The following is a 24765-nucleotide window of genomic DNA, read 5'->3' as shown; positions in this document are numbered from 1 at the left end:
ACACTTCATAGGCTCTGCCTTACCTAAAACCAAACATACTGCTGCAAATTCAACCATCAAAGATCAACACGCCCTAAATAGAATGCTTAGTTACTAACTAAGCCAAATTTCAATGAGTGCATATTAGTGGCAAAACAAACATTAAAAAAGCCTAATAAATGCCTAAAGCTTGCCTAATACTGCCAACATTGTTATTTTACGCAAAATTTGTACGATAAAAGGTTTTTTAATGCCCACTATAGCCAACATGTTGCAGCAATACGCCGAGCACAATGATTTGCTCAATTTTGAGGGCGTTACGAAAACTATTATTCCCGGAGTTTACTTTCATCGTGCGAGTAAGAGTTCACCTCGTCAGCCACTCATTTACAACTCTGGTATTATTTTAGTTGGCCAAGGGCATAAGATAATTCATTTCCCTGATCATCAAATAAAATATGGGGCTGGCGACTACCTGGTTTTAGGTGTTCCCGTACCACTTGAATGCGAAGCCTTTACTGATAACGGCCTACCTGTAATGGGTGTAGTTGTTGATATTAACCCAGCAACATTACATAAGTTAGTAAACCAAATGGGCGAACATACGCCGTTTACTTCTGGGCAAATGAGCGGTGTGCAATCAGCAAAAATAGATGGTGCTATGGAGCAAGTAACTCATCGTTTATTAAGCGCACTAAATAGCCCGCTAGAAGCCGATATTTTTGGTGAAGATATAATTAAAGAATTGGTATACCGTGTACTTTGTGGGCCTCAGGGTCATACTTTAATTGGCCTTGCCATGCACGATGGGCACTACGCCCGAATAGCACGAACACTTTCTACCATGCATAAAAGCTATGCAGATCAAATTACTGTTGAAGGCTTAGCTGAAGAGGTAAATATGAGTGTGTCGTCGTTTCATCGCGCCTTTAAACAAGTGACCTTTGAATCGCCATTGCAATACTTAAAAAAAGTACGCTTAGCCAAAGCAAAAGAACTCATTACAAGCAACGGTAGTAAAGCAAATGAGGCCGCATTAAAGGTAGGCTATACCAGCCCCTCGCAATTTAGCCGCGAGTTTAAGCGCCACTTTAATAAAACACCTAGCGAAGTGTTAACTCAATTGCACAGTTAATTTACAGGGGCGTGTTTATGGTTGGTTAAATTTACAGCTGCATGGCAAGCTTTCCGGGGGGTTAACCTAGCGCCGCGATTAAAACGCTCCTAGCTTGAATATATTTCAATCCACAAAGCTCTATACACCGTAATTAACTAATAGCTAAATAGGCGAGCTCTGCTAGTATAAAAAAATGTAGTATTTATTTTCTCTCGCCTATGGCTTTTAAAAAGTTAAGTTTTTTAGCAGTACTCACACTTTATCTTCAGTGGCCTAAAAGGTACGTACTCTTATTTGTAGGCGCTTTTTTAACTACTTTATTATTTACTAACCCTGCATTTGCTGCGCAAACTTGTGAAGTTAGCCAAACATATCCAATAACAACACCCTCAAAAACTTTAAATGCAGACGAACAAGTAAGGTTAGAAACCCGATTTGGTAAAAATCAATATTTGGTAAAATGCCAATTACAGCACGGTGGTGTGTTTAGCTTTAATCGCTCTACACTTGAGAGTTTTGAATGGCGGCAACAAAATACAATACTTACCCCTATAAAATACAATAAACCCGCTTTTTTATTAGAGCGAGGAGAAACTACGGCAGTTTTAACTTTATATTCCCCCATGCCGTTTCGTCCTGTCTTTAAGTGGCAACCTATTGAAGTATTTATGCAAAAAAGCCAACAGCAAAACCTGATTTTAGGGCTGTTTTATGGCTTATGCATTACGCTTATTTTGTATGTGTTAATTATGGGAAGCCGCTTAGAAGACGATATATTTAAGCTCTACAGCTTATACATTTTTTGTATTGGCGGCTTTATACTTTTACAAGAAGGGCAACTGTACTTATTTTTAACCACGCAGCACAACAGCACTTTATTTAATATATACCTAATGTTTATTGGCTTTAGTGTTATAAGCGCAACCTGGTTTATTTGTGCTCTTTTACAAATTAAAGTTAGCTGGCCAAAAGTAGATCCCCTTTTAAAAGGCTTAGCTTTAGTTGTAATGCTGTTTTGCGTTTTACAAATACTGTTTAAAACGCCACAAATGTGGAACATAGCTGGCAAAGTTACGGGTTATACAACCTTGGTTATTATTGCTTTGGTGTTTGTATTATCGGCTTGGCAAGCTCGCAAAGGTATTCGCGAAGCTGCACTTGTATTTATAGCGCTTAGCTTTGTGTTTGTGAGTATGATTTTTAGAATTTTATTAATAAACGAAAGCCCATTTATGCGCCGCTACGGTTTAATTATAGCCTTTGCTGTAGAGTCATTTTTACTAGCCGTGGCTGTTTCTAGGCGTATTAGCCGTATGCGAATAGCACAAAGACGCGCCGAAACCGAAGCCGATTACGATCACCTTTGTGGCATTTTAAACCGCCGAGGCTGGGGTAAAAAATCAGCAGGGCTTATTGAGCAGCACGCCAAAAAAGGCGGTGTTTTGTGCTTAATGTATATAGATTTAGATGACTTTAAACAGATAAACGACAATTATGGGCATGCCGTAGGCGATGAAGCTTTATGTAAAGTAGCCGCCAGTTTAAAGAGTATTGTACGTACCAGCGATGCAGTCGGTCGCTTAGGCGGTGATGAATTTGTAGTACTTGCCCACTTTTATACCAGAGCGCAGGTAAATCCAAAAACGCACCACCTAAAAACAGAGTTAAACAAACTCACCATTACGCATAACGACCAACCTATTGCTATAAAAGCAAGCATTGGCAGCAGTGTATTTAGTGAGCCTCCTAAAAATATTGACGAAATTTTAAAAGCCGGCGACACCGCTATGTATCATGAAAAACTACAGCGAAAAGTAAAGCCACTCACTTTAGTTGATGGCTAACTTTAAGTATTTAAAACCGTAACCGGCTTAGCAAACTGTTTACGGTTTATATAGTGGCTCATAATAATAGTAAACAATGTTGAGCAAGCCGCTGCGGCTGCATATACCTGCCAAATAACAAAATTAAATTTAAGCGCGAGTGCAATTACAGCAAAAAAGATACAGCCCCCTAACGAGCCAATAATGCCACCATTAAGTACTTTATAAGCCGAAAACTTTTTATCACTTGCGTGAGCAATGCCCCCCATAACCGCTAATATCACCGGAAAGGTAGATAGTAACCCACTCCACTTAGCGCCAATATTTGCCGAAATAAACGTAACTAAAACAATAAAGCTAGTAACCAACAGCATTTTTACCGGCAGCTCCCACGCAGCGGTAAATGGCTTTGCGTCAGGTGCAAACTTTAACTTACTCGATGCAAATGCCAACGCAAATAAAACGCTCAGCGAAATAACACACGCAAGCGCAATATTAATGGGTAATACCAAGGTAAATACACTAAATAAGCACCACAGCGTTAACGCAGCAAAAAGAGCTTTAATAACTGAGTGTTTTGTAAGCATTGCTGCATAACAAAAACAAAATAGCCCTATACCACTCATACCATACAAAGATGCAACCGCTGAATTACTGGCAAATAACTTGCCTTGCTCAAGCGCAATAAAATAAGAAATAGGTCCAGATGTAATTGGCAGGCCAGGAATAATGCCACTCACAAAGCTGCCAAAGCGTTTTTGAGCATAGTTAATTAATAATAAAAGTAGAGGCGCAATGGTGAGTTTTAAAAGCAACATAATAATTATAAAGTATGAGAGTTACTTTAAAGTCTACGTTTTAAATTACGTGTTGTAGAGTGAATAAAAGTAACGCATATAATGCAATTATTTTCACCTGTGGGTACACAAAACCCCATAGGATACAAAAAAGGCCACTATAAAAGTGGCCTAATATTTAATAAATAAAACACTAATTACGCTTTTTTAAATAAAACCTCAGGGTTTACCATGGTTTTCATTTCAAGCACGTTACCGTTTGGATCTTCAATAAAAAAAGTTTCTTGTTCAAACTCATCACCTACAAAACGGCGGTACGGTTTATCAAGGTACTCAAGCCCTGCTGCTTCAATACGTTTTTTTAAACCGTTAAATTCATCTTCTGATAAATGAATACCAAAATGCGGCACAGCTACTGCGCCCATATCTACATCGTGGCGAACGGTTGGTAAGCGCTCAACACTTTGATGCAGTGTTAACTCATTACCCCAAAAATCTATATCTACCCAGCGCCCTTCTTCGCTATTACCTGTTTTACAGCCAAGTACATCGCAATAAAACGCTTTAGCTACTTTTAAATCGCCAGCCGGAATAGCCAAATGAAGACAGTTAGACATAAATTACCTTTAATTTTTAGTATTTGTATATTAATAACCTCTATTATACATAAAATATAATTTATGAAACATTAACAGCCACAAATAAGCATAGACAATACCATCTGAGATTAAAAAATAACCTTAATAACTTTTTAAGCTAATAATGCTGTTTTATTTATTAAGGATTGTTAGAAAGCGTAAAAGGATTAGTTTAAAATGCGCCGCTATGATTAAATTCTTATTTTTAAAATTCATCACTTTCTTTTTTGGCTTTTTAGCCTGCTTTGCAATGCACACCACTTTTGCATTGCCTTTAGTGATTTCAGCTGCACTTACAGGGCTTGTTGGCTCGTTTATTCCTTTTCCTGCGCGTTATAAAAATCATCCGTATGCTGCAATTTACGCAGGCAGCTTTGCTGGTATGTGCTCTACGCACTTAATTACAAGTTATTGGGAAATAGCAATAATTTCAGTCATTGGGGCTAGCTTATACGTGCTTACCATAAATATGTTTACAGGCTTTGGCGGTAAGCTTGGCAGTGTTGCCTTTGCAAGTGTCGCTTTATTTATGTTAGCTAAAGGCGTCGTTTTATGAACATAGAATATCCACTTATTGCTTTACTCGGCGCATTTTTAACGTTTTATTTAGCTAAACATAATCGCTTTGATGGCATACGTGCCTCGGCCTCACTTTCTATTATTGCCTATTTAATTTTAAGCGCCTTAAACCTAAACCCCAACTTGTACTCAGTCGTATTTTTTGGAGGCACATTTATAGGTATGAGTGCACCGCATCGGTTTGGTATTTACACGGTTGCCAGTTCATCTATTTTATTTTCGTTACTATTTGAATACTTAGTACCTAAGCTCGATGGCTATGGCGGTGCATTAGGTATTAGCGCATTTTTGTCGGTGTGTATTTGCCATATGTGCATTTTATTAGGCGCCCCAAGAAGTAAAAAGCCGCTAGGTTAACTGGCCGCTTTATCTTTAACGCTACTTGTTGGGTAGCCAAGTACCGCCTTACATTTAGCTTTTAAACCTTTTGCTTTAAACGCACTTTTAAATAAATGAGCCCACTGATGAAACGTTATTATTAGTGGGTTATTACTATTTAATTGCCCTACTATGCCGTATTTGCATGGCTGATTTATATCTTCTTCTACAAAGGTACCAAATAGCTTATCCCAAATAATAAGTACGCCTGCAAAGTTTTTATCAAGGTAGCTTTTATTAATCGCATGATGAACCCGATGGTGAGACGGTGTATTAAATACGCTTTCAAACCAGCCTAACTTGCCTACTATTTGCGTATGCACAAAAAATTGATACGCCAAATTAAGTGCCACTACGCTAAATACGGTTAATGGGTCAAAGCCTAGCAAGATCATAGGTAGCCAAAATCCCCACATACCCGCTACGGGGTACATTACACTTTGCCTAAATGCCGTTGTAAAATTCATTTTGGTAGAGCTGTGATGCACTACATGCGCAGCCCACAGCCAGTGAATATGATGTGATGCCCGATGAAACCAATAATATAAAAAATCTTGCAGTAAAAAGGCAAAAGCAACACTTAAAATACTTAGTTCAATATCAAATAACCGGTATTCATACAGCCAATAAAAAAAAGGCATTAGCAGTAATAAAGCAAGTGCATCAGCACCTTGATGGAGTAGCGCTAAGGCGGTATTTGCCAGGCTGTCCTTTATGTCGTAATAACGTTTAAACTTAATAAACTCGTAGCAAACAAAAAGCAAAAATACCGGGCTTATGGCGAGTAAAATAATTTCTGAGCTCATACATCCCCCACTAGCAAATAATGTTCTAATTTATTTAATGCTTGGGTTATGTCTTTTGTAATTACATGTTTTAGAAGAATATTTGGCAGCCACCAAGGCGCTTTGCATTGAATATAGTAACTTAAGTTTGTTCTAAGACCTTCTAGTGTTGTATTTGCGCTTAGGTATATATCACCTTGGTGGTTAGCGACAGGTTTATTACCTATTATTTGATAGCAAATATGGCTTTGGTTAGCACTTATAATTTGCTCGTTAAACGCCGCATTTACCATTTTTACTTGCCGAATAGCGCCTTTACCCCCTTTTAATTCACCGTTATTTTCAGCCGCTACTAGCTTAAATTTAGCATTAAAAAATCGCCCTAGTTGCTTATGATTTAACAGTGTTTCTGTTATTTTTGAAGGCGATGCATCAAGCGTTTTCTTTATTTTAATAAAAATCATTATTTACAGCATGAGGTTATTTAGCATTCAACTAGCATATAAAAACTTAACATGGCAAACTTGCTCATACACGACCATTTTTTAGCTTTAGACGACAAATGCACACATTGGCTGATCATTATTTTTCGAGTATTTTAGATTACTTGCAAACTCAAGATGTTGATTATAAAGAGGCACTTAATGCAATCAGTTTTAATGAGTATGTAAATAAAAGCAGCCAGCAACTTGCTCCGCGTATAAGCTTACAGAGTTACAACGCATTATTAAGTTTTGCCAGCACGGCACTTAACAACCCACTATTTGGATTTGAGCTGGGAAAACATATTCGCACTGCCGATTACGGTGTACTGGGCTATCTAATTGAATCAAGCGATAACCTTAGCAATGCAATACAAGCGCTTTTAAACTACGACAGCTTAGTAGCCGATATTGGTAAAGCTCAATTTTTGTTAAATGGCGACACGGCAACCGTTCGCTGGCTGGCGAATTCGAGTTGTAATGAACAAGTTGTATTACGAAATATGACTGCGTGGGTGAGTGTTATTCGCCAGCTAATAAGCTCATCACTTTCACCAAGTAGTATAAGCTTTACCTATAATTGGCAGTTAAAGCAACAGCAGCACTTAGAGTCGTGGTTTGCTTGCCCAGTTAAAAGTAATGCGCAATATAACCAGATAAACTTTCCAAGCAGTTACTTAACCCTTGCATTTAAAACCGACAACGCCGTTATAAATAAAACATTTAAACAACTATCTGAACAGCAGTTAACTAGCTTTAAAAGCCAGGGATGTATAAGTGAAAAAGTTAAACAATTACTTATAGCAAAAACTACATTGCAAAACTGCAACCTATTAGGCATAGCAAATGCGCTCAATGTAACGCCTCGTACATTACAACGGCGCTTAAAAAAACAAAGCTTAACTTTTGCTCAACTACTCGAAAAAGAACGTAAAAGTCGTGTTGTTAATTTATTAGGTAATATACCGCTTACTGAAGTATCAAACATTTTAGGTTTTACAGATCAAAGCTCTTTCAATCGTGCTTTTATGAGGTGGCATAATTGCTCACCCTTAAAATTTATAAAAGGCAATATTAAAAACCAAAAGTAACCATTTACTTACATTAAATATACATTACATATATACCTTTTAAGCCACACTCATTACACTAGCTGTAATATTACTTAAAAAGATTTATTTATGTTTGTGCGTGTTGTATTTAGTGCCATGGTAATGATGTTGTATAGCGCCCTATGCAGTGCTCATTCTGTCACTTTTATTGCCGAAGACCTTCCGCCGTATCATTTTATAAATAAAAATAACGAACCCGATGGCGCATTAGTTGATATAGCAAAAGCAGTAATAAAGCAGAGCCATTTAACCGCCAAGTTTGAAATAATGCCAATGGCACGTATTTTTAAGCAACAGCAAGCAAATCCTAACGCAATAATGCTATCGCTATTAAAAACACCAAATCGTGTTAACAACTTTACTTGGTTAGGCGAGGTATATTTTGCAGATGCTTATTTAATTAGTTTAAAAAGCCACATAGATGAGGTCGTTCACTTAAATTTTGCTAAAGAATATAAAGTGGCTACCATTCGAGGCTATTCAAGCGAAGCTTACTTAAAGCGTAAAGGATTTACAGAAAACAAAAACCTAGTTCTTGTTAGTTATTACCAACAACTTTGGCAAATGCTATATAAAAATCGTATCGATTTTGTAGTAACGAATACACTCACCCTTAATAATGAGTTGGAACGTTCAGGGCTCGATCCAAATCTAATAACCAAACGCATTCATCTAGATGAGCTACCCTCTTCTCTTAATTTTGCTGCAAGCAAGCTTTTTGATTCTCAATCTGCACAAGAAATTGCTCAAGGTTTAGCATTTATAAAAGAAAATGGCGAATACAGCGCTATTTTACAAAAGTGGCAACTGCCCTTACCAAGCACTGCCAACAAGTTGTAATAAATAGCGCCTATAATTTTAGCAAAGCTAACAATGCTACTTGGCTATGCGAACAATCAAAACACCTCAAGGTATTACGCTTAACTACCAAGACGAAGGCGATAAAAAATCCCCTGTAATAATTTTAATTATGGGCTTAGGCGCTCAAATGACCGTGTGGCCCGACTCGCTTTACTATGGCTTGGTAAAAAAAGGCTTTAGAGTTATTCGTTTTGATAACCGCGATACTGGTCTTTCAACTCACTTAGAGCACCACACAAACCCCAGCTTATTTAAATCGTGGTTGAGTAAACGCTTACCAATACGCGCTAAAACTCCTTACTTACTTGATGACATGGCTGATGACGTACTGGCGCTTATGGCAGCCATTAAAATTAAAAAAGCGCATTTTGTGGGGGCTTCTATGGGCGGTATGATAGCCCAGTTGATAGCAGCACAGCATAAAAAAAAGGTGCTCAGCTTAACCACTATTATGTCGAGCTCTAGCCTGCCAAGGCTCAGTGCTAAAAGCATTGGCGTATTTATAAAGCTTGCAAAATTACAGCCTAAAAACACCAGCCACGACGAGGCAATAAATTATAATATTAAGCTTAATCAACTTATTGGCAGCCCTGCTTATCCGCAAACAGAAGGCGCACTTCGCCTGCATGCAACTCAAATTGTAAAACGCTCATATAATCCTAATGGCTATAAGCGCCAATTAGTTGCTATGGCCGCAAGTAAAAACAGGCAACATTTAATACGTAAAATTAAAACCCCAACACTCGTAATTCATGGCAGTGACGATGTGGTTATTCCGCTTAATGCCGGTAAAAAAACAGCCGCACTTATAAAAAAGGCCAAGCTAAGAGTAGTCCCTGGTATGGGCCATAATTTTGCCCCTGAGCTAATGCCTAAAATGACAAAGTGGCTAACAAAGCATATAAAAAAGGCGCAGCGTAAACACTTAAATAAAAAGCGCAAAAAACAGCAAAAAAACACATTGGTATAACCAATAACCTTGTTTAAGAATAACAAAAATCTAAAATTGGTAATGTTGATATTTTAAATTGGTATGTTAAATTAAAGCTAAGCGAAGTTAATATCGTTTACTTTTAAAATCATCACACAGAGACAACCATGAAAAAATATACATCTACTTTTAAACTCACAGCACTTGCTGCTGTTACTCCTTTATTATTTATGGGCTGCGCTAGTACAAATACTAAAGTTGAAAATAATGCAGCAGTCCCTGCATCAAAATTTGATTTATCAAACTGGAAAATTAACGTACCTGTCGATTTAAACAACGACGGAAAAATAGATACAGTAGACGTTGAAGAAATTCAAACTTACGCACACCCTGATTTTTTCTACCTTGATGATCAGGGTTATATGGTATTTACTTCGCCAAATAAAGCGCTTACCAGCGCAAATTCAACCAATACCCGCAGTGAATTACGACAAATGATCCGCGGAACAAACACCAAAATAAAAACTAAAAATTCAAAAAACAATTTTGCACTTGCTGTCCACCCGCTATCGGAGCGTTTTGGCTCAGTAGGCGGAAAAATGGAAGCAACATTAAAAGTAGATCACGTTGCGCTACGTGCTACCGACCCTAGCAAGAAAGCTGCATTCTCAGTGGTTGTAGGGCAAATACATGCAGGTAAAGATCAAGCACTTATAGACACTAAGCTGGGCTATGGCTGGGGCAACGAACCACTTAAAATTTATTACAAAAAATGGCCAGGCCATAAAACCGGATCTGTTTTTTGGAACTACGAGCGTAACTTACCAAAAAAAGATCCTAACCGTACCGACATTACTTACCCTGTATGGGGCAACACCTGGGAAAACCCAGATGACCCAGCGGCTAACGGTATAGCGCTTGGCGAAGACTTTAGCTACACCGTAAACGTACATAAAAATGTTATGCACCTAACATTTAGTGCTCAAGGCAAAAAGGACGTTAACTACTCTATTAACTTAGGTAATAACGTAGATGCTTATGGCAAAGTAGATGATAAAGATCATCCTAATGGCTACGCTGCCGATTGGCATTACTTTAAAGCGGGTGCGTATAACCAATGTAGTACCAAAAGCGCTAAAGGAATTTGGTACCCAGGTTGTTTAGGTACGGGTGATTGGGCTACAGACAAACAAAATGGCGATTACGCGCAAGTAAGCTTTAAAAAATTAGTATTAAGCCCATCAACTAAGCCGTAAGCGTTGTTGTAGTTAAGTAGTTTTTAAGTGATGTAAACAGTGGCGAAGGTAAATTATTAATATCGCACCAGCGCCACTGAATACATTTATTTGGCTCGTTTAGCACAGGCTCACCGCCTTCGTAATCGGCTTTTACATATAAAGTAATGTAATGTTTGTTTTCAGCACTAAAAATATCGTTAGTAAAATCTAGCTTAGTTACTTTACTTACATTTAGCCCTGTTTCCTCACATACCTCGCGTATTGCACACTGCTCAACGCTTTCGCCAAATTCTAAATGCCCGCCGGGCGTTGCCCATGTATTTGCACCATGTGCACCTATTCGCTCACCTAATAAAATAGTGTTTTGGCGCATAATAATAACCGCCACGCCTACTCGTACTGTGTTACTCATAAATTGTTTTCACTCATTTTAATTGCCCGCCATGCTGAGCTACACAGTTTATTTTGTCAATTTTGCTATATAAAAAACACTTTGCTGATTAACTTTTAGCCGACCATAGTCGAATACCTATTGCTTAAAAAAAGGCCTACTTTTGTAAGGTCTCTCACACATATTTAGTATTAGGAGCCAATTATGTTAGGCCCATATAAACAACATTATAATAATTTTAAGCAAAGCCCAGAGCAGTTTTGGCTCGAACAAGCAAAGCGCCTACCTTGGTACAAAAAACCCGAACACGCCTACACACAAGACAACGACGGCCTTTACCACTGGTTTGACGGCGGCCAATTAAATAGCAGCTTTTTAGCGCTCGACCAACATGTAATTGCAGGCTTTGGTGAACAAACAGCTCTCATTTACGACTCCCCTGTAACCAATACCAAGCAAACGTATAGTTACTTACAACTGCAACAGCAGGTAGCTAAATTTGCAGGTGTAATGCAATCATTAGGCGTTAGTAAAGGCGACCGGGTTGTTATTTACATGCCTATGATCCCCCAAGCTGTAATAGGCATGTTGGCCTGCGCCCGCTTAGGAGCAATTCATTCAGTGGTATTTGGTGGGTTTGCAGCCCACGAATTAGCTGTACGCATTGACGATGCTAAACCAAAGCTAGTACTGAGCGCTTCATGTGGCGTAGAGGTAGATAGCATTATTGAATACAAACCACTGCTAGATAACGCTTTAGACCTTGCCACACACAAGGTAGATCATTGTGTTATTTATCAGCGCGAGCAAGCAATTGCGCCATTAACGCCTACACGCGATATTAATTGGGACAACGCAATGCAAAGCGCCAAAGAAGTTGCGCCTGTTGTCGTTAATGCAAGCGACCCACTTTATATTTTATATACCTCTGGCACCACAGGCACACCTAAAGGTGTTGTGCGCGAAAACGGCGGTCACGCAGTTGCTATGCACTACAGCATGGAAACCGTTTACGGCATGCAGCCCGGTGATGTGTTTTGGGCTGCTTCAGATATTGGCTGGGTAGTTGGACACTCATACATAGTGTATGCGCCGTTAATGTACCGGTGCACCACTATTTTATTTGAAGGCAAACCTGTACGCACTCCCGACGCCAGTGCATTTTGGCGAGTGGTTGAAGAGTATAAGGTAAATGCATTATTTAGCGCGCCAACTGCATTTAGAGCCATTAAAAAAGAAGACCCTAACGCAGAGGGCTTTAAGCAACACAACACCAGTAGTTTAAAACGCTTATTTTTAGCGGGCGAGCGGCTAGACCCGCCAACTTACAACTGGCTTAAAGAAAAAACAAACCTACCAATACTCGATCACTGGTGGCAAACCGAAACAGGCTGGGCCATTGCTTGTAACCCCGTAGGCATAGAAGAATTAGTAACAAAACCAGGCAGCTCAACGGTGCCAACCCCAGGGTTTGATGTGCAAATACTAAATATGCATGGCGAGCAATGCGCACCAAACGAGCAAGGTGCTGTAGTAATAAAACTGCCATTGCCACCAGGTTGCATGCCAACCATTTGGCAAAATACACCACGTTTTAAAACAGGTTACCTAGCGGAGTACCCGGGTTACTACCTTTCGGGCGATGGTGGCTACATAGATGACGACGGCTACTTATTTATAATGGGCCGCACAGACGATGTTATAAATGTAGCAGGCCATCGGCTTTCAACTGGCGAAATGGAAGAAATAGTAGCAGCCCACCCAGCCGTTGCCGAATGCGCTGTGTTTGGAGTTACCGATAACCTAAAAGGGCAATTACCTATGGCGATGATTGTTCTTAAAAACGATTTTACTGGCTCCCCTACCGATGTAGAGCAAGAGCTTGTTCAAACAGTACGAAACCAAATAGGCGCTATTGCCTGCCTTAAAACTATTGTGAGTGTAGAGCGCTTACCAAAAACACGCTCAGGTAAAATACTACGTAAAAATTTACGTCAACTTATTGATGGCGACGAACTACAAATACCTTCAACCATAGATGATGCTGGTATTTTTGAAGAAATAAACCAACAGCTCACCCTGCGTTAAATCCAACTTAATAAAGCCATTTTATATTTAAAATAAAATGGCTTTTACTTTGACTGAAATTTTTTACTCATTAGCACTTTCTTACTTAACACTAAGAACATTAAACAGGATTGTGCATGCTTCGCTTATTACAAACACTACTTGCCACCAGCCTACTATTTACAGGTTTTATGGCGCAAAGTTACGAAATTGAAGATTTAGGCGATGGCCTCCACCGCTTTATTGACGACAGACACCGTTCGGTATTTTTAATTACCCCACAAGGCGCAATCGTTACCGACCCACTTAATAAAAAAGCAGCCACATGGCTAAATGAGCAAATTAAAACGCGTTTTAATGTACCGGTAAAATACGTTGTATATAGCCATAATCACAGCGACCATATTTACGGCGCCGAGGTATTTAAAAGCCCGCACACTACCTTTGTAGCACACAAACTTACCGCGCAAGATATTAAAAACACACAAATAAAAACGGTTATGCCTAACCTTACTTTTGATGACGAATTAATACTTACCCTTGGCGACTCAACCTTAAAACTTAACTACCACGGCCCTAACGATGGCCGAGGCTCGGTAAGTATGCTGTTCGAAAAACAAAAAACACTATTTGTGGTCGACTGGATAGTCATTGGCAGAATGCCATGGCAAAAACTATGGAGCTACGATATTCAAGGTATGATTAATTCAACCCAAGCGGTTTTAAATTACGATTTTAATACCTTTGTGGGCGGCCATGCCGACATAGGTAGTAAGGCTGATGTTGCACGCTACTTAAGTTATATAGAGCAGCTTTACAGCCAAGTAACCGCCGCAGCGCTTGCAGGACAAAGCCTAGAGCAAATAAAACAAAACGTTAAGCTCGATGAATTTTCAGATTTAAAGCAATACAAAGCATGGTTGCCACTTAATATTGAAGGCGTATACGAGCGCCTTATGGAAGAGTCGGGCATGGGCTGGCGCAGCGATTTATAAATTGTATGTGTATGCATTTGTTGCTTAAATACAAGTGCATACGTATTCACATTGAATTAACAATGCGAGCTTGTGATAGTGCACTTTTTGTATGCTAAGGCGCCACCATGAAATTAGTTGCTTTACTGTTTAGCTTATCAATATTTGTAGTGCATACCAGCTATGCAAACACGGCCAAAGTGCAAGTAAGCAAGGGCCATATTGAGGTGATCGACAATATAGAATCACAGTTTGTAAAAAACCGTTTTTTAAATGTATGGTTACCGCCAGGTTACAGCAAAAACACCACCTACGATGTACTTTACATGCACGATGGCCGCATGCTGTTTGATGCCAATAGCACATGGAACAAGCAAGAGTGGCGCGTAGATGAAGTAGCTGGCTCATTAATGGAGCAAGGCAAAGTACGCCCATTTATTGTGGTAGGCATTCCTAACGCCGTAGAAAACCGCCACAGCGAATACTACCCACAAAAACCGTTTGAGGCCTTGAGCAAACAAAAGCAAAACGCCCTATACCAGTTAGAAAAATACCCAGGCCACAAATTATTTGCCTCTAAGGTGTACTCAGACAACTACTCACGCTTTTTAGTTAAAGAAGTTATTCCTTATATAGAGTCTAACTACAACGTAAATAAAGGCGCGCAGCACCGCTATATTGGTGGCTCTAGCATGGGTGGGCTTATATCGTGGTATACACTACTTAATTACCCTAACGAATTTGCAGGTGCTATTAGTATGTCGACCCACTGGCCGGGTATTTTTAGCCACGACGACGAAGTATTTGCACAATTTAAACAGTACATTGCCAACAACATCGCAAAGCTAAGTAACCAAAAGGTGTATTTTGATTATGGCGACAGCACCTTAGATGCCATGTACCTTAAGTTACAAGCGCAAATTGATGATTTATTTATGGAGCATAAGTATCCGGCAAAACTTTGGCAAAGCCAGTACTTCCCAGGGGAAGATCACACCGAAAACGCATGGGCAAAACGCTTACATATTCCGCTTGAGTTTATGTTTAGAAAAACCAAACAAGCTGCAGCCGAGTAATCATTTACAAGTATTATCCTATCAGTAATCACAAAAAAGCGGCTTAACGTTCATTGCGTCAAGCCGCTTTTTAATGTACTTTCAAACCGTTTTAAAACGTAGGTCGCAAGCGCAGCGCCATCCGACAATTAACGGCGCTTTAAAGCTCATTAGGCTTACCAAGCATTCATAGGAACTTCTAAAGGAACTTGGCTACCATCCTCATTTTCTAAAACTAACTGTAAGATATCTCCTGACTCCTTGCGCATTAATTTTTTTGCTTTACTGGCAGGGCAGCCCGGAATTTTACAGCCTTCTATAGAAATAATTTTTTGCCCTGCAACAATCCCTGCTTTTTCAGCGGGTGAATTAGGCTTTACGTTTTCAATAATAAATGACATTACTTTTGGGCTAAAAAAGCCATCAGCCCCAACATTCCCTACAACTCCAAGCTTCACTTCTTCTGCTGCCAAGGCATTAAAAGAAATAATTGATATTAAAATAATTATAATTTTGAACATAAAAATAAACACTCCATGTAAATATAACGAGCTTATAGAATAAATCTAACAATAAAAATTAATTTAAAAATAGCTTTAAACTGTAAGCGTTTGAAAACTGATTAGTCACTCTTTTGGTAGAGCCATTCTATCTTATTTAACTCCCTCTCAACCAACTCACTCGGCATAATCTTTTCACCAGCTTGAAACCATGAATAGTTAGCCCGAAATCTGTAGAGTTGAGTGATTTTTTTCTTTACCTCCTCCGGTAATGCCATTTTTGCCCATGGATTTTCAAAGAAAATCAAACCATCTTTAGTTAACAATAAGGCACCATTCAAATACTCTCTTTGCCTAAATAGCCCATCCTCCATTTGTTGGTAATAACCAGAATTAGAGTTTAGATAACGTAACTCTGTTCTCTCAGGGGCAAAAGTAGACTTACGTTTTTTGCCATAAAATGCATGCCAAATACCAAAACTACCAGTATATATAGTACCTACATGGTGGATAGTGACTAATGGCAGGGCATCATCGCAAAAAGCATTAAAACCATGAGTTAAATCAAGCCAAAGCAAGTTATAAGAATCAACTTTGGTTTGGTCATTATTTCTTTTGTGGCTTAATACTCTATCTATAATCTTATTTGAAGGGTACCTTTTTGCTCCTACTGTTTGTCCTGTTTGGGGGTGAGAGAATGAAAACGAAACCATTTTATCTTTTTGTTCATTATGTTGCTTTTGTACCGCTTCAATATTCTGTTGAGATGTTTGGGGACAATATACTTCCAAATAAGTAGAGTCTAGTAACTTAAAATCAGGATTTTTTTGACCCTGCCTTTCTACTAAAGGCTCAATTTCATGAAAAACATTAGATAGTTGTCCGCCTGCAATAAGTTCAGCAGCTACTTTTGAGTTTAACTGAATTTTTTTGTCATTGGATTTATAAGACTCGTAAGATAGCAACTTGAGGTTTTCAACAAGCCATGATTCATGTCTATCAATGCCCACAAGAGATTCAACTGCAGCATTAATATTTAGTATATTTGAACCAGAACCCCCATTACCTAAATTTTTTAAACGCACACCTAAATAGCTCTCATCGCTAATTTCTATTTTATGCTCTTCCATAAAGCTATCAAATTGATGATAACCAAAGTCTTTTAATTCCATACGACCTCAATTTTATTGGAGATTAATAAATTAACATTCTGCGAATCTCTTAGCCTCTAAGGTTTTATCAAATTACTTAACACTTTACTATTACTTGTTTTAAACTTCACACCTACAACAAAAAACCGCGCTAACTCTTTATAAAAAGCTTTAGCGCGGTTATCAATACTTTCTAGCCTAATTAACCTAATAACTAACTAAAATCGACCACCACTTCGTAGCGCCCTGGCATGTCGTTTACTTCGTATACCCAGCCGTGGCGTTTGATTATTTTTTCGCTTAATTGCAGGCCTAGTCCGTAACCTATACTGGCGTGTTTTGCTGTGGATGTTTTAGCGACGGGGGCATCATCTTTTGCGCTGCAATTAATAATTGTGACTTTACTGCCTTGCTGCGAAATGTGTACTTGCCCCGCTTGTGTATGCTGATAAGCATTACGAATTAAGTTAGTAAGTACAATATGACAAGCAGTGGCATCGGTTGTAATTGTGCAGTCTTGCTGTGTGTTTAAAGCCACATTAACGTGCTTTGCGATAAGTAAATAATTAAGTTCGGTGCTTAGGGTTGTTATTTTATCGGCCAGGTTTACGGGCTCTGGGCTACTTTGCTGCTCTTCGTTTCGGCTTAGCCATAATAGCGTATCGGTTAAGTCGCTCATGGTTAAACCGGCGCGTTCTATGCGTTGCAATGTAAGCTGTTGTTTATCACTTAATGGCGCTTTTTCGCTTAAGCGGTTGAGTAGCTCTACATTGCTGCGAATAACCGATATTGGTGTACGCAGCTCGTGGCTTGCATAACTTAAAAAGCGTTGTTCGCGCTCTACGCTGTCGTGAGCAGAAAGCAAGCTACTGCGTATTAGCGTTGCCAAGGTATTTAGTTCGTTATAGGTAAAATCGGGTGGCGTGTTTTGTAAGTTCTTCTGATTTAACGACTTAGCCCAACCACGTAGCGATTCAACTGGCTTGGCTATTTTTTTCATTACCATAAACAAAAAGAAGGTAAATAAAGCAATTGCCGTAACCCCCGTTAAGGCTATCCAAAACAACCTTTGCATTGGTTTTTCATCGGTAATTTGTTTTCTAGGGCGGTCTTTTTCAAGCATGATGCGCGATACATAACGCGACTCTCCAGCTTCGTTTTGATAATACACGGCAAAAAATAGGTTTTCGGGCATCGAAAAAAAAGATGACTTATCTGCCCTTTTTTGAAGTACGCCATTGTGAGTTGGTTTTATAAATCGTTGCTTTATCTCCTTTGGCATATCTTCCCAGCGACTCGCAACACTAAAACCGACCATTTCAATTGGTTGCCCATCTTCAACCTTTGCCGTTTGCGAAAGCGCAAACATAACGCCATTTAAGCCTTTATCTAGACCATCAATAAAGTAATTGACGCTTAAAAATGAAAAACCAATGGCCATAGCAGAGCTAAGCACCACCATACTGGCAAAAAAGTAAATTCTTAGGCTTGGCCTTATTTTCATTACGGTTGCTCTTGGGTTGGTTTTATTGCAAAGCCAACACTTGGAATGGTTTCAAGTTTTACTTGCTCAGTAGCTGCCTCTAACTGCTTACGCAAATGGTATATATGCACTTTTAAGCTATTACTGTCGGGCTGCTCTTCGCCCCAAACGGCTTGCATAATAGCGCTGCGTGTAACAGGTTGCGGCGCTTCGCGTACTAAGGTTTCGAGCAGTTTAAAGGCAATGGGAGAGAGCTTTAATGTTTGCTCTTCAACACTTGCACAGCGCTGAGCTAAATCTAACTTTAAATTAGCTAGAGTGAGGCGTTTAGCCTCACCGCTTTTACGCTTTGCAAGTACTTGTACACGTGCTACTAGCTCTTTCATGGCAAAAGGTTTAACTAAATAATCGTCGCTACCGGCGGCAAAGCCTTCTAGTTTGTTGTCGAGGCTATCGCGAGCAGTCAGCATTAATACCGGCGTATCTTTACCTTGTTCGCGCAATGTTTTACACATTGTTAAGCCATCCATTTTGGGCATATTTACATCCAAAATAATCATTTGGTACTGATTATTTTGGATTAAATTTAAACCCATAACCCCGTTGCTTGCATGGTCACACTCAATGTCTTCTATATCGAGGTAATCTACAATTGTTGTTGCAAGGTCTATGTCGTCTTCAACCAGTAGTACGTTTATCATTAAGAGGCAGCTCCTTGAGTGCGTTTACCACTTAAAAAGTCTAACACATTGGCTAGTAAGCGCTTAACGTCTATTTGAATCATTAATAAGGCCGGTATTAGTATTAATGTAATTACGGTTGCAAATAAAATACCGTAACCAAGCGATGCCGCAGCTGGAATTAAAAACTGTGCCTGCAATGATGTTTCACTTAATAACGGCACTAAGCCCGCATACGTTGTAATTGAGGTAAGCAAAACAGCCCGTAAGCGGCTTGTACACGACTCTATAATGGCATCGTGCGTATTCATGCCCTCGTCTTTTACAAGCTCGTTAAAGCGCGAAACAAGTAATAGGCTGTCGTTTACTACTACCCCGCTTAGCGCCAAAATACCATTTAAAGAAAGTATGCTTATGGTTAAGTCGTTCCACCAGTGGCCTAAAATAGCACCCACAATACCAAACGGAATCGCCACCATAATCAATACAGGTTGAATGTAAGATTTAAGCGGAATAGCCAGCAATACGTAAATAACTAATAACGCCGCTATAAACATAGTGCCCATTGAGCCTGTGGTTTCGTCTTGCTCTTCGGCTTCACCAGCAAAGTGAATACTTAAGTTAGGAAACTGCTTAGTAAGCTCAGGTACTAAATCGCGGCTTAAATTATCAACCAGTTCATTAGAGGCCACTACGTTTTTATCTACTTGAGCACTTAAGTAAATTGCACGTAGGCCATCAATACGGGTTATTTCATCTTGCTGATATTCGCTGCTTATATTGGCTACGTTAATTAAAGGCACAACAGTGCCATCGGGTAATCTAATACGCGATTGCAATATATCGGCCGGTGTTTTACGAGCGTTTTCTGGGTAGCGTACACGTACTTTTACTTCGTCTTTATCGCGCTGGTAGCGCTGTACAATTGCACCACCAAAAGCTTGTAATACTTGCTCTGATAGGCTCGCGGTATCCATACCTAAAGCCCGGCCTTGTGCGTTTAAAGTAAATTTAAGCTGTGGCTGACCTGGGTTTAAGTTGTCGTCTATGCCATTAACACCAGCGGTGTTTTGTAAGCGCTCTTTAAACAGTGCGCCTGCGGCCATAACGGTTTCGTCATCCCATGCTTTTAGCTCTACTTTAAAGTTATCGACCATTTTACGTGTGGCCAATACTTGTAGCTTTTTACTGCCCTCTGGCATGCCAGCAAGACGTTGCCATTCTTGTGCAAATTCGTTGGCGGTAAATTCGCCTTCGTTTAACAGCTCAACACTTACCGTACCGCCTGTATCGCTACTGCTCACTAATTGTAAGCTGGTTATTTCGCTATCTTGCGAGTCGTACTTATCCATTAAATTTTGCTGTGCTTGCAGTGCACTTTGCTCAAGCGCTAACAAGTTTTTATTAGTTTGCCCATAAGCAGCATCGTTTTGCATAACAAGCTCAGCGCTGACAGTATCGCCGGCAATGCTTGGGAAAAAACCAACTTTTACCGCCCCCGTCATAGGCATACCAATAACAAGTATAAAAAATGCAATAAATGCAGCGACTACTGCATATCTAAAGCGTAGTGAGTATTCAATTACGCGGCGATACACATTAACGCTAAACCAATTTAAGCCGCTGTCGGCACCGTGCTGTACTTTTGACCACAAGCCACTAAGACCTGACTTTAATTGGCGTTTAGTGCTTACGTGCGCTAAATGCGACGGTAAAATAAGCTTTGATTCAACAACAGAAAGTAATAAACAAATAGTCACTACGGTTGCAAACTGAGCGTAAATTTTACCTAGGTTGCCTGATACATTCGAAAGCGCAACAAACGCAGCCACCGTGGTTAATACGCCAAATATAGTGGGTACAGCTACCTTCATGGTGCCTAAAATAGTGTTATTAAGGGTATCGCCATGTTTTTTGCGGGTAGTGTATATACTCTCCCCCACTACTACGGCATCGTCGACCACTATGCCCAGTGCCATAATAAAACCAAAGGTGGTCATTTCATTTATGGTAAGCGCGGTGAAGCTGTCGGTCATAAAATACAGTGTGCCAAAAAATACAAATGGCAAGCCACCGGCAACCCACAATGCAACACGTACGTTTAAAAATATCGCTAAAATTACAAACACCATAATAATACCGGTTACGGCATTTTTAGTAAGCAGCGATAGACGCTCGGTGATCATGGTGCTTTTATCTTGCCAGCTTTCAAGCTCTACATTTTGTGGCAATAAACCGCGCTCGTGCCACGTGTCGATAACGCTGTGTGCTTGCTCAACAATGGTGGTTATATCGCTGTTTTCATCCATTAAAATTTCAATGCCTACAGCATTTTTTTGATTATAACGGCTTAACGAGTTGGTATCTTCTGCGAAGGTGTCGGTAACGGTTGCTACATCACCTAATTTAATTTGTGTGCCTGTTTGCGTTGTTAGCAATACAATATCGGCAAAGTCGCGCTGCCAATAAGCTTGGTCAGCGGCTTTTAGGCGCATAATTTTGTTGCTATCGCGCAAGCTAGTAGAAAGCGGGCTCGATGATTCGTTGTTAATCACCTCGCTTACATCGCTAATGGTTAAACCGTAGGCTTGTAATTTACCTTCGTCGATTTCTACCGACATCATAGGGTCAAGCACGCCCGATTGCTCTACATCGCTAATGCCTGATTTAGCTAATAAATCAGCTTTTAATTGCTCACCTAGGCTTTGCAATGTATGGCGGTCGGCATCACCAAATAATTGTATGGATAATGCGTGATCTTGCCTACGGGCTTTATCGATCACCGGCTCTTCGGCATCTGCCGGAAAGTTGTTTATGGCATCTACTTGGTTTTTTACATCGGTTAGTAGTTCATCTAACGAGTAGTCGGTTTTTTTCTCAATGCTTACATGGCTGCCGCTGGCATCGGATGTAGAGGTAATACGCTTAATGCCGGGTACGGTTTCAAGAGCTTCTTCTACTTTTAGAGCTATGCCTTCTTCTGCTTGCAGGGCATCGCCACTGTCGTAAACCACCGATACCGAAATAGTATCAGGCTCAAGGCTAGGAAACGCCTCTTTACGCAAGGTAGAAAGCGACATTATGCCCATTACTATTACGCTAATTAGTAATAAATTAGCCGCTACTGAGTTATTAGCAAACCAGCTAATAATGCCGTGCAAAGGGTTAGTATTATTAGGTAATTGCGGTGCTTGATGCGGGCTCATTATGGCATCTCCTCAACTACGGGGTTTACTAACATTTCGTTTAGGTAGCTCACTAGCGGGCGTGCAACAACACGTAAGTTACTTTGCCCTTCAATAGGCGAAATATAAACATATTCATCACGCTCAAATACTTTATTAGCTTTAATGCTTACTAAGCTGTTTTGCTCGTTTACGTACCAAATTAGGCCATCTTGCGATACCGCAGAAGCTGGTAATTTAATTACGTTATTAAGCGATTTACCAGCAATTTGCACCGCTAAAAAAGTACCTGGCAATAACGGTGTTGCTTGCTCAAAAGGTTTGTCTAGCGCAACCACTACACTGCGCTGGCGCGAGCTGTCGTCAAGGTGTTGCTCAAAACGAGCAATGTAACCTTGCCACTGATTTTGGGTTGTTACATCGCTTAAAATAACCTCTCCCGACTTATCGCTTGCTAAGTTTTGCCACTGACTTAATGAAAGCGGTACGCTAATTTCTACTTTGTCGGTGCTGTTTAATGTAGCAAGCGTGTCGCCAATGCTTACATACGTACCTAGGTCTATATCGCGCGATAAAATAACAGCATCAAACGGGGCGCTAAGGCGAGTATTTTTTTCATCTCGTTGCGCTGTTTGTAATGCGTATTGAGCATTATCGGCAGTAGCTTGTGCAGCTTCTAGCTGTAGCGTTCTAAATACTAATGGTGAGCTGGGAGCTTGAGTAACGCCCGAGCGCTGCCATTCACGTTTTGCTTGGCCTCCTAAGTCTTGCTCTTCTTGAAGTGCAAGCTTAGCATCGGCAAGGGTGGCTTTAGCACTCGCGACTGCTTGTAGGTATTCGGTGTTATCTATTTGTGCAAGTACTTGGTCTTTTTTAACTAAATTACCTGTGGCAAATTGCTCACTCATATTCGTTATTTCGCCCTTAACTTGCGCTTTTAAGGTAAGTGCCCAATGTGCTTTGGCTTCACCGTGGCCGCTAACATATGCTTGATACGTACTTGGCACAGCATTAATTACCGTTACATTTGGCGCTATAGATTCAGTTGGCTCAGGCTTTGGCCCGTTCGCTTGTGCTGCCATTTTTTGGCCGTTATATGTAATAGCAAGCCCTATGCAAACAATGGCAACTAGGGTTACAACAACAGGTGCTGGCGAAATTTTCATGACGATACTCCAAGGCCCAAGGCAAGGCCTAAATCTATACGGTTAGTTAAAAGGGTGTAATTTATTTGGCTAAGCTGAGCTTGTAGGTCGTATACCTGTTGCTGCACGGTTAGTAGGTCTAAAATATCAACCAATCCCTGCTGGTATTTGCTTTGATAGTTGCTAAAACTGCGCTTAGCACTGGCAAGCGCTTTGCTAATTTGTAGCTGCTGCTGCGTTAATGATTGCTCTTGGCCTAGCGCATTTTCTACTTCGTTTACGGCGCTTAATAAGGTGTCTTGATATTCCCAAAACGCTTGTTCGGCATTTAATTTTGCAATATCAACTTGTGCACGCAATGCTCCACCTTGAAACAATGGCGCACTTAAGCTTCCTAATAAGTTCCAAACTGGGCTGGTTAATAGCGCTTGGCTTGGTGTAGTTGCTAAATCGCTAAGCGATGCCGAAAGCGTAATGCTTGGCAGTAAATCTTTGTAAGCTACATCAACTAAATAACGTTTAGATTGGATATTGTAATAGGCACTTTGTAGGTCGGGGCGACGCGCTAAATCTTGCTCTGGTAACGCGCTTAGTGGCTCAACAACCTCAGGTAAAACAGAAGTAGTAGGTAAGTTTTCAAGCTTATCAACGCCTACTAATAATACTAAAGCACGTTTAGCTTGCGCTATTTGCTCTTGGTAATCGGCAATAGTGGCACGGGTCGATAACGTATCAGTGCGGGCGGTATCAAGGGCTTCTAAATCGCCTAAGCCGTATTGGTAACGCTCAACAATACTTTGTTCGTTATTTTCTAGAACCGTTAAACGCTGCTGCTCTATATTTAATAAATCTTGCTGCAAAATAATGTTTAAATACGTGCGTATAACGCTTGCTACTAAGGTGTCTTTAGCGCCTTGATAAGTGGCTTGATTACTAGCAATGGTCATGTCTTGCGCGGCAACGTTATCAGCAATTTTTTGCCATACGTCGGCTTCCCAGCTTACACCTACCGATGAGCTGTACTGCGTGCCACTCGTTTCGTTTCGCTGAGCGTCAAAGTCGGCATCTATACTAAACCACTGGCTTGCTGCGGTTACATCGCGCTGTGCATAAGCAAGTTTTAGCGCCACATGCACTTGGTTAAACGAAGGGTTATTTGCAACAGCCTGCTCAATAAGCGAATCAAGCCCCGCTATATTCACTAAATCAGTGATATAACTAACCTCGGTTGCATCTTCTTGTGTGTATTGCCAATTTGCATGCTGCTTTAGCGATTGCTCGGTGCTATTACCTGTATAGCTTGGCTGGCTACTACACGCAGCAAGCGTACAGCTAAGTGCAAGCAATAAAACTGTTGAGCGCTTTTTAAAATAAACCATTTAACTGTGCCTAATTTACATCATTACACATAGTT

General features: G+C 40.1%; 23 protein-coding genes. 11 read left to right on the top strand and 12 right to left on the bottom strand.

Annotated features, from left to right (window positions below):
- Positions 1-229 precede the first annotated feature (229 nt).
- Positions 230-1114, top strand: coding sequence for an AraC family transcriptional regulator (locus CWC11_RS17945; RefSeq protein ID WP_138683783.1), 885 nt, complete (start codon positions 230-232; stop codon positions 1112-1114).
- 200 nt (positions 1115-1314) lie between these two features.
- The gene (locus CWC11_RS17940) at positions 1315-2940 is read left to right on the top strand and encodes a sensor domain-containing diguanylate cyclase (protein WP_138683782.1); all 1626 of its coding nucleotides are present in this window, start codon (positions 1315-1317) and stop codon (positions 2938-2940) included.
- Positions 2941-2942: 2 nt separating this feature from the next.
- Here the strand turns inward: CWC11_RS17940 and CWC11_RS17935 are convergent, their stop codons facing one another.
- Together CWC11_RS17935 and CWC11_RS17930 are read right to left on the bottom strand one after the other, a co-directional pair.
- Positions 2943-3737, bottom strand: coding sequence for a hypothetical protein (locus tag CWC11_RS17935; RefSeq protein ID WP_249330765.1), 795 nt, complete (start codon positions 3735-3737; stop codon positions 2943-2945).
- Positions 3738-3913: 176 nt separating this feature from the next.
- Positions 3914-4333, bottom strand: a complete 420-nt coding sequence (locus tag CWC11_RS17930) for a VOC family protein (protein WP_104642088.1) — start codon at positions 4331-4333, stop codon at positions 3914-3916.
- Positions 4334-4604: 271 nt separating this feature from the next.
- On the opposite strand from CWC11_RS17930, the gene CWC11_RS17925 reads away from it, so the two are divergent.
- Together CWC11_RS17925 and CWC11_RS17920 are read left to right on the top strand one after the other, a co-directional pair.
- Positions 4605-4910 carry a hypothetical protein gene (locus CWC11_RS17925; protein ID WP_058547511.1) on the top strand — a complete coding sequence of 102 codons (306 nt, stop codon included), beginning with the start codon at positions 4605-4607 and terminating at the stop codon, positions 4908-4910.
- Entirely contained in the window at positions 4907-5290 is a 384-nt protein-coding gene (locus CWC11_RS17920) for a hypothetical protein (protein ID WP_138683781.1), read from the top strand. The genes CWC11_RS17925 and CWC11_RS17920 overlap by 4 nt, the downstream gene beginning before the upstream one ends.
- Here the strand turns inward: CWC11_RS17920 and CWC11_RS17915 are convergent.
- Both CWC11_RS17915 and CWC11_RS17910 read right to left on the bottom strand, forming a co-directional pair.
- A complete protein-coding gene (locus CWC11_RS17915; RefSeq protein ID WP_138683780.1) occupies positions 5287-6117 on the bottom strand; it encodes a sterol desaturase family protein in 831 nt (276 codons plus the stop codon). The two genes, CWC11_RS17920 and CWC11_RS17915, sit on opposite strands and share 4 nt — an antisense overlap.
- The gene (locus CWC11_RS17910) at positions 6114-6560 is read right to left on the bottom strand and encodes an SRPBCC family protein (protein ID WP_138683779.1); all 447 of its coding nucleotides are present in this window, start codon (positions 6558-6560) and stop codon (positions 6114-6116) included. Before CWC11_RS17910 ends, CWC11_RS17915 begins: the two co-directional genes overlap by 4 nt.
- 98 nt (positions 6561-6658) lie before the next feature.
- Between CWC11_RS17910 and CWC11_RS17905 the strand changes: the two genes are divergently transcribed.
- The 4 genes from CWC11_RS17905 to CWC11_RS17890 all read left to right on the top strand — a co-directional run bounded on the left by CWC11_RS17905 (position 6659) and on the right by CWC11_RS17890 (position 10738).
- Positions 6659-7669 (top strand): AraC family transcriptional regulator, encoded by a 1011-nt coding sequence (locus CWC11_RS17905; RefSeq protein WP_138683778.1) that lies wholly within the window; start codon positions 6659-6661, stop codon positions 7667-7669.
- Positions 7670-7759: 90 nt separating this feature from the next.
- Positions 7760-8530, top strand: coding sequence for a substrate-binding periplasmic protein (locus tag CWC11_RS17900; RefSeq protein ID WP_138683777.1), 771 nt, complete (start codon positions 7760-7762; stop codon positions 8528-8530).
- 46 nt (positions 8531-8576) lie between these two features.
- Positions 8577-9521 (top strand): alpha/beta fold hydrolase, encoded by a 945-nt coding sequence (locus tag CWC11_RS17895; RefSeq protein ID WP_138683776.1) that lies wholly within the window; start codon positions 8577-8579, stop codon positions 9519-9521.
- Between the two features lie 128 nt (positions 9522-9649).
- The gene (locus tag CWC11_RS17890) at positions 9650-10738 is read left to right on the top strand and encodes a polysaccharide lyase family 7 protein (RefSeq protein WP_138683775.1); all 1089 of its coding nucleotides are present in this window, start codon (positions 9650-9652) and stop codon (positions 10736-10738) included.
- On the opposite strand, the gene CWC11_RS17885 is transcribed toward CWC11_RS17890, so the two are convergent.
- Entirely contained in the window at positions 10728-11132 is a 405-nt protein-coding gene (locus CWC11_RS17885) for a nucleotide triphosphate diphosphatase NUDT15 (RefSeq protein WP_138683774.1), read from the bottom strand. The genes CWC11_RS17890 and CWC11_RS17885 overlap by 11 nt on opposite strands.
- A gap of 183 nt (positions 11133-11315) precedes the next feature.
- Between CWC11_RS17885 and CWC11_RS17880 the strand changes: the two genes are divergently transcribed.
- The 3 genes from CWC11_RS17880 (at position 11316) to CWC11_RS17870 (ending at position 15228) form a co-directional block, all read left to right on the top strand.
- Positions 11316-13199, top strand: coding sequence for an AMP-binding protein (locus tag CWC11_RS17880; RefSeq protein WP_138683773.1), 1884 nt, complete (start codon positions 11316-11318; stop codon positions 13197-13199).
- A 116-nt stretch (positions 13200-13315) separates the two neighbouring features.
- Complete coding sequence (locus CWC11_RS17875) at positions 13316-14173, top strand: MBL fold metallo-hydrolase (RefSeq protein WP_138683772.1); 858 nt, start codon at positions 13316-13318, stop codon at positions 14171-14173.
- A 107-nt stretch (positions 14174-14280) separates the two neighbouring features.
- Positions 14281-15228: an alpha/beta hydrolase gene (locus tag CWC11_RS17870; RefSeq protein ID WP_138683771.1), complete on the top strand. Its 948-nt coding sequence runs from the start codon at positions 14281-14283 to the stop codon at positions 15226-15228.
- A 155-nt stretch (positions 15229-15383) separates the two neighbouring features.
- Here the strand turns inward: CWC11_RS17870 and CWC11_RS17865 are convergent, their stop codons facing one another.
- From CWC11_RS17865 to CWC11_RS17835, 7 genes are all read right to left on the bottom strand, one after another.
- Complete coding sequence (locus CWC11_RS17865) at positions 15384-15728, bottom strand: PDZ domain-containing protein (protein WP_024033228.1); 345 nt, start codon at positions 15726-15728, stop codon at positions 15384-15386.
- A 101-nt stretch (positions 15729-15829) separates the two neighbouring features.
- Entirely contained in the window at positions 15830-16879 is a 1050-nt protein-coding gene (locus CWC11_RS17860) for a hypothetical protein (protein ID WP_138683770.1), read from the bottom strand.
- 193 nt (positions 16880-17072) lie between these two features.
- Entirely contained in the window at positions 17073-18362 is a 1290-nt protein-coding gene (locus CWC11_RS17855) for a sensor histidine kinase (protein WP_138683769.1), read from the bottom strand.
- Positions 18362-19042, bottom strand: coding sequence for a response regulator transcription factor (locus CWC11_RS17850; RefSeq protein ID WP_089348561.1), 681 nt, complete (start codon positions 19040-19042; stop codon positions 18362-18364). Before CWC11_RS17850 ends, CWC11_RS17855 begins: the two co-directional genes overlap by 1 nt.
- Positions 19042-22227 carry an efflux RND transporter permease subunit gene (locus CWC11_RS17845; RefSeq protein ID WP_138683768.1) on the bottom strand — a complete coding sequence of 1062 codons (3186 nt, stop codon included), beginning with the start codon at positions 22225-22227 and terminating at the stop codon, positions 19042-19044. The genes CWC11_RS17850 and CWC11_RS17845 overlap by 1 nt, the downstream gene beginning before the upstream one ends.
- Positions 22227-23372: an efflux RND transporter periplasmic adaptor subunit gene (locus CWC11_RS17840; RefSeq protein WP_138683767.1), complete on the bottom strand. Its 1146-nt coding sequence runs from the start codon at positions 23370-23372 to the stop codon at positions 22227-22229. Before CWC11_RS17840 ends, CWC11_RS17845 begins: the two co-directional genes overlap by 1 nt.
- Positions 23369-24730, bottom strand: coding sequence for a TolC family protein (locus tag CWC11_RS17835; protein ID WP_138683766.1), 1362 nt, complete (start codon positions 24728-24730; stop codon positions 23369-23371). Before CWC11_RS17835 ends, CWC11_RS17840 begins: the two co-directional genes overlap by 4 nt.
- Between the last annotated feature and the right edge of the window lie 35 nt (positions 24731-24765).

The sequence above is a fragment of the Pseudoalteromonas sp. S3178 genome, assembly GCF_005886985.1.
GTDB classification, from domain to species: domain Bacteria; phylum Pseudomonadota; class Gammaproteobacteria; order Enterobacterales; family Alteromonadaceae; genus Pseudoalteromonas; species Pseudoalteromonas carrageenovora.
This window is presented reverse-complemented; position numbering and strand designations above follow the sequence as displayed.